7 protein-coding genes are annotated in these 4737 nt (G+C 62.2%); 4 read left to right on the top strand and 3 right to left on the bottom strand.

Going from position 1 to position 4737, the window contains the following annotated elements:
• The 3 genes from rpsK to rplQ all read left to right on the top strand — a co-directional run.
• On the top strand, window positions 1–110 hold a 110-nt coding region (gene rpsK / locus J0I64_RS00645; RefSeq protein ID WP_291405433.1), incomplete at its 5' end, for a 30S ribosomal protein S11.
• Between the two features lie 100 nt (window positions 111–210).
• Window positions 211–1230, top strand: a complete 1020-nt coding sequence (locus J0I64_RS00640; protein ID WP_291405432.1) for a DNA-directed RNA polymerase subunit alpha — start codon at window positions 211–213, stop codon at window positions 1228–1230.
• Between the two features lie 31 nt (window positions 1231–1261).
• Window positions 1262–1684, top strand: a complete 423-nt coding sequence (gene rplQ, locus J0I64_RS00635) for a 50S ribosomal protein L17 (RefSeq protein WP_046141088.1) — start codon at window positions 1262–1264, stop codon at window positions 1682–1684.
• A 67-nt stretch (window positions 1685–1751) separates the two neighbouring features.
• On the opposite strand, the gene J0I64_RS00630 is transcribed toward rplQ, so the two are convergent.
• Entirely contained in the window at window positions 1752–2144 is a 393-nt protein-coding gene (locus tag J0I64_RS00630) for a YciI family protein (RefSeq protein WP_291405431.1), read from the bottom strand.
• 190 nt (window positions 2145–2334) lie between these two features.
• On the opposite strand from J0I64_RS00630, the gene J0I64_RS00625 reads away from it, so the two are divergent.
• Window positions 2335–3369: an NAD-dependent epimerase/dehydratase family protein gene (locus J0I64_RS00625; RefSeq protein WP_291405430.1), complete on the top strand. Its 1035-nt coding sequence runs from the start codon at window positions 2335–2337 to the stop codon at window positions 3367–3369.
• On the opposite strand, the gene J0I64_RS00620 is transcribed toward J0I64_RS00625, so the two are convergent.
• Window positions 3347–3892, bottom strand: a complete 546-nt coding sequence (locus J0I64_RS00620; protein WP_291405429.1) for an AAA family ATPase — start codon at window positions 3890–3892, stop codon at window positions 3347–3349. The two genes, J0I64_RS00625 and J0I64_RS00620, sit on opposite strands and share 23 nt — an antisense overlap.
• A gap of 152 nt (window positions 3893–4044) precedes the next feature.
• Entirely contained in the window at window positions 4045–4713 is a 669-nt protein-coding gene (locus J0I64_RS00615) for a hypothetical protein (protein WP_291405428.1), read from the bottom strand.
• Window positions 4714–4737: the final 24 nt, after the last annotated feature.

Raw genomic sequence — 4737 nt, 5'->3', positions numbered from 1 at the left:
AATCTGCGCTCCGCGCTCTTCAGGCTGCTGGTTTCAACGTCACCTCGATCCGCGACGTGACCTCGATTCCGCACAACGGTTGCCGTCCGCGCAAGCGGCGCCGCGTCTAAAGACTAGACCACTTGGTAAACTCCTGGCCTCGGGGCCAGGGGTTCTATTGTGTTTGCGGCGGTGCGGCCTCCGAGGCCGCGAATTTGAAAGGACAATACCGTGACGATCCAGAGGAACTGGCAGGAACTCATCAAGCCGACCAAGCTGGAGATTGTTTCGGATGGCGCCGACTCGCGTCACGCTTCGGTTATTGCCGAACCGCTTGAGCGCGGCTACGGCCTTACCCTGGGCAACGCCCTGCGTCGCGTCTTGCTGTCGTCGCTTCAGGGCGCCGCAGTAACCGCTATCCAGATCGATGGCATTCTGCACGAATTCTCGTCGCTTCCGGGCGTGCGCGAAGACATCACTGACCTCGTGCTGAACGTCAAGGAAATCGCCATCAAGATGGGTGGCGAAGGCCCGAAGCGTCTTACTCTCTCCAAGCAGGGTCCGGGCGCCGTGACCGCTGGTGACATCAAGGTCTCCGGCGATATCGAAGTTCTGAACCCCGAACTCGTGATCTGCCACCTCGACGATGGTGCCGAGATCAACATCGAGTTCACTGTGAATACCGGCAAGGGCTATGTCCCGGCCGACAAGAACCGTCCGGAAGATGCGCCGATTGGCTATATTCCGGTCGATGCCCTGTTCTCGCCTGTGCGCCGTGTCAGCTACAAGGTTGACGCGACCCGTGCTGGCGAAAGCCTCGACAAGGACCAGCTGACGTTGTCCGTCGACACCAATGGCGGCGTGTCGCCGGAAGATGCCGTGGCCTATGCTGCGCGCATTCTCCAGGACCAGCTTTCGGTCTTCGTCAACTTCGAAGAGCCCACCAAGGAAAAGGCCCAGGACGCTGTCCCGGAACTCGCCTTCAACCCGGCGCTGCTCAAGAAGGTCGACGAACTCGAACTGTCTGTCCGTTCGGCCAACTGCCTCAAGAACGACAACATCGTCTACATTGGCGACCTCATCCAGAAGACGGAAGCCGAGATGCTGCGGACCCCGAACTTTGGCCGCAAGTCGCTCAACGAAATCAAGGAAGTCCTGGCACAGATGGGGCTTCATCTCGGGATGGACGTTGCCAATTGGCCGCCCGAGAATATCGATGACCTCGCCAAGCGCTACGAAGATCATTACTGATCCGGCGCTGCCAAGATTTTAGGAGATACCCATGCGACACGGTAATCGCGGCCGCAAACTCAGCCGTACCGCTTCTCACCGCAAGGCCATGTTTGCCAACATGTCCGCAGCTCTGATCAAGCACGAACAGATCGTCACCACGCTTCCCAAGGCCAAGGACCTCCGTCCGATCGTCGAGAAGCTGATCACCCTCGGCAAGCGCGGCGACCTGCACGCTCGCCGCCAGGCCATCGCTCAGATCCGCGATGAAGCCCAGGTTGCTAAGCTCTTTGCCGTTCTCGGCCCGCGCTATGCTGAACGTCAGGGCGGCTACATCCGCATCCTGAAGGCCGGCTTCCGCTATGGCGACAACGCCCCGCTGGCCGTGATCGAGTTCGTCGATCGCGACGTCGATGCCAAGGGCCAGGACTCCGGTCCGGTCCAGTACGACGAGAACGAAGCCGAAGCCGCATAAGGCTCGCTTCTGACCAAATTCAAAGGGCGGCCCCAGTGGCCGCCCTTTTTGTTTCCCGGGGCCTTGGCTAGTGCGCCGCCCGCGCTTCCGCCTCCTGGCGCGCCCTGAGGCGCTCCGGCGGCACCGGATTGAAGCCGCGCACCTCGACCGGTGCCCGGCAGGCCACAGTCGCCTTCTTGCCCCATTCGAGCGCCTCATCGAGATCGGCGCATTCGAGCACCCAGAACCCGCCGACATGCTCCTTGGCCTCGACGAACGCCCCGTCGGTCACCACCATGCCGCCAGTGTTGCGCGCGCGGATGGTCTTGGCCCGCGTAGCGGGCTGCAAGCCGCCGACAAAGACCCGCACACCTTTGGCGATCATTTCCTCGTTGAGATCGGAAATGTCTTTCATCAGGGCGGCGTTTTCCTTCGACGGGTCGTAGTCGTCAGGCAGGTGAATTGCGACCAGGAATTGCATTTTAGTCTCCTCTCGGAACCAGCAGGACCTCCTGCCGTCCGTGCTAGACGAACGGGAAACGCACGGTCAGACTAATTTATCCCATTTTCTTTCACACCCCATTGGCGACGTCCGGCCCGCACAATCGATTGCCGCTTCCGCGAGTCTGTTCGAGCGTGTAGGGCAGGGGAGTCTATTTGGGGTCAGGCATATGGATTGCATCCTCGTTACCGGAGCGTCCGGCTTCGTGGCCAAACACGTCATCGGCGAACTGCAGCGTGCCGGTTATCGCGTCAGGGGCACCGTCCGAAACCGCACCAAGATCCGCAGTATCCAGGCCGCCATGGACCTCCTCGCGCCGGGCACCGAAGACCGTCTCGAGATCGTAGAGGCCGACCTGCTCGACGATGCCGGTTGGGCCCACGCCATGGAAGACGCCACGGCGGTAATGCATGTCGCCACCGTCATCGTCGCTGAGGAGCCAAAGGACCCGGCCACCGTCATCCGCCCCGCCGTCGAAGGCACTGAGCGCGTCCTGCGCTTCGCCCATGCCGAAGGCATCAAGCGGATCATCATGACTTCGTCCATCGCCACCGTCGGCTATGGTCTCGGCCACGAAAAGGGCCGCCGCACCTATACCGAGACCGATTTCACCGATCTTACCGGCATGCGCCGCCCCTGGGCCTACTGCATCGGCAAGACGCGGGCCGAGCAGGCCGCCTGGGCCTTCGCCAGCGGCAAGGGCATGCAACTGACCACCATCCATCCCGGCGCCATCCTCGGGCCCGCCAGCGACCCGGAAACCAGCATTTCCCTCAGCCTCGTCGGTGGCCTCCTGGATGGCTCGACGCCCGCCATGCCGCGCATTGGTTTTGCCATCAGTGACGTGCGCGACGTCGCCGCCATGCACCTCGCCGCCCTCGAACACCCCGACAGCATCGGCCAGCGCTATCTCTGCACGGGCCCCTACCAGCGCTTCGAAGACGTCGCGGCCATCCTCCGCCAGAGCTATCCCGATCATCCGGTCACCCTCAAGACGGTACCCGATTGGTTGATGCGCATCCTCGGCAGGCTCGGCGGTCCCGTCCGCCAGATCATCAACGACATTGGCAACGAAAAGCATTTTGACGGCTCGAAGGGCGAACGTCTCCTCGGCCGCCCCTATCACACGCCCGAAGAGGCCGTGCTCGGTGCCGCCGAAAGCCTTCTCCGTTTCGGCCTCGTCAAGCCGAAGACGGCAAGCTGAGCCCCCAGGCGCGATAGAGCGCCTGCAACTGCCTCTGGTCGCGGCAAACCGCCAGCGGCAGGCCCGTGTCCCGTGCCATGGCGATATACTTTTCCGCCGAGTGCCGGGTGGTCCACAGCCAATGGATCATCGCCCACTTGATCGAATCCCGGTTGCCCTCCAGCGCACCGGCTCGCTGGCGGTTGAGCGTCCTCGCAAAATAGCGCCAATAGCGCCGCCACAGCGCATCATCGAGCGCTACGATCCCCGTCGCCGCCGCGATCCGGCCGGGCATCAGCGCCGAATAATTCCCGTCCATTACCCACTCGGGTTCAGCCACGGCCGCGTCATGCAGCGCCGCAAATTCTGCGTCCGAACGCTGTACCCAGTCGGTATTCGGGGCATGCCGATAAAGGTCGACATGCCGCGCCGGAATCCCCAGCTTCTGCCCGATAGCTACCGCCAACGTGGATTTGCCCGCATTGGTCGGCCCGATGATCATGATGCGCCGGCCAAAGGCGGCGATATCAGGTGGCTCTTCCATCATCCCTCTCCCCATGAATCAATGTGCGAGCCCCGCCCGCTAAGCACCTGAAATGACTCTGCATTGCGGCAGCAGCGTCGCGAACCCCAAAAACAAAGAACCCGCCCAAGCCTTGCGCTCGGGCGGGTCCATATCAAAAGCGCGGAAACCGCTTATTCGGCCGGCGCCATATCCTTGCCGGTATAAACCTCGTCTACCCAGTACTGGTCGCGACGGTCAAAGCCGTTGAACGGGGTCAGCGAGGCCTGGGTATAGGCACCCATCAGGCCGAACTCGATCCAGTCGTCTTCATCGATATCGGCCGGCAGGGTGAATACCTGCGGCAGCACGTCGTAGCTGTCGCATGTCGGACCCCAGATGGTGAATTCGGAGAATTCGCCATTGTTGTCGTGAAGGCGCGGGCCGCGCCACACGCGCACCGGCGGGGTGAAGTGCATGAACTTCACTTCCATCAGCGAGCCATAGGCGCCGTCGTTGACATAGACCGACTGGCCGCCGCGCTGGTGCTTCACGCGCAGCAGCAGCGAGGTCGACGAGGTCACGAGCGCGCGGCCCGGCTCGATGATCAGCTCGGGCTTGTTCTTGTCGCCAAAGTGGTCGGTAACGGCCTGGGCGATGGTCTCGAAATAATAGTCCATCGGCGGCGCTTCGCTGGTCGGGTAGGGGGCCGGGTAGCCGCCGCCGATATTGAGGCGCTTCAATTCGATGCCGCTCTCGTCGTAGGGAGTCGTCTTGTTCGTCACGTAGGAATACCAGTGCTGCCCGAAGAAGATCGCTCCGGCGACTATGACGATCAGAATCGTTCGAACGGCTCTGCGCATGCGAGGTCCTTCTGTGAGTTTACG

It is taken from the genome of Devosia sp. (genome assembly GCF_017307565.1).
Lineage (GTDB): Bacteria > Pseudomonadota > Alphaproteobacteria > Rhizobiales > Devosiaceae > Devosia.
Note: the sequence above shows the minus strand (reverse complement) of the source record. Positions and strands in the feature narration are given on the sequence as shown.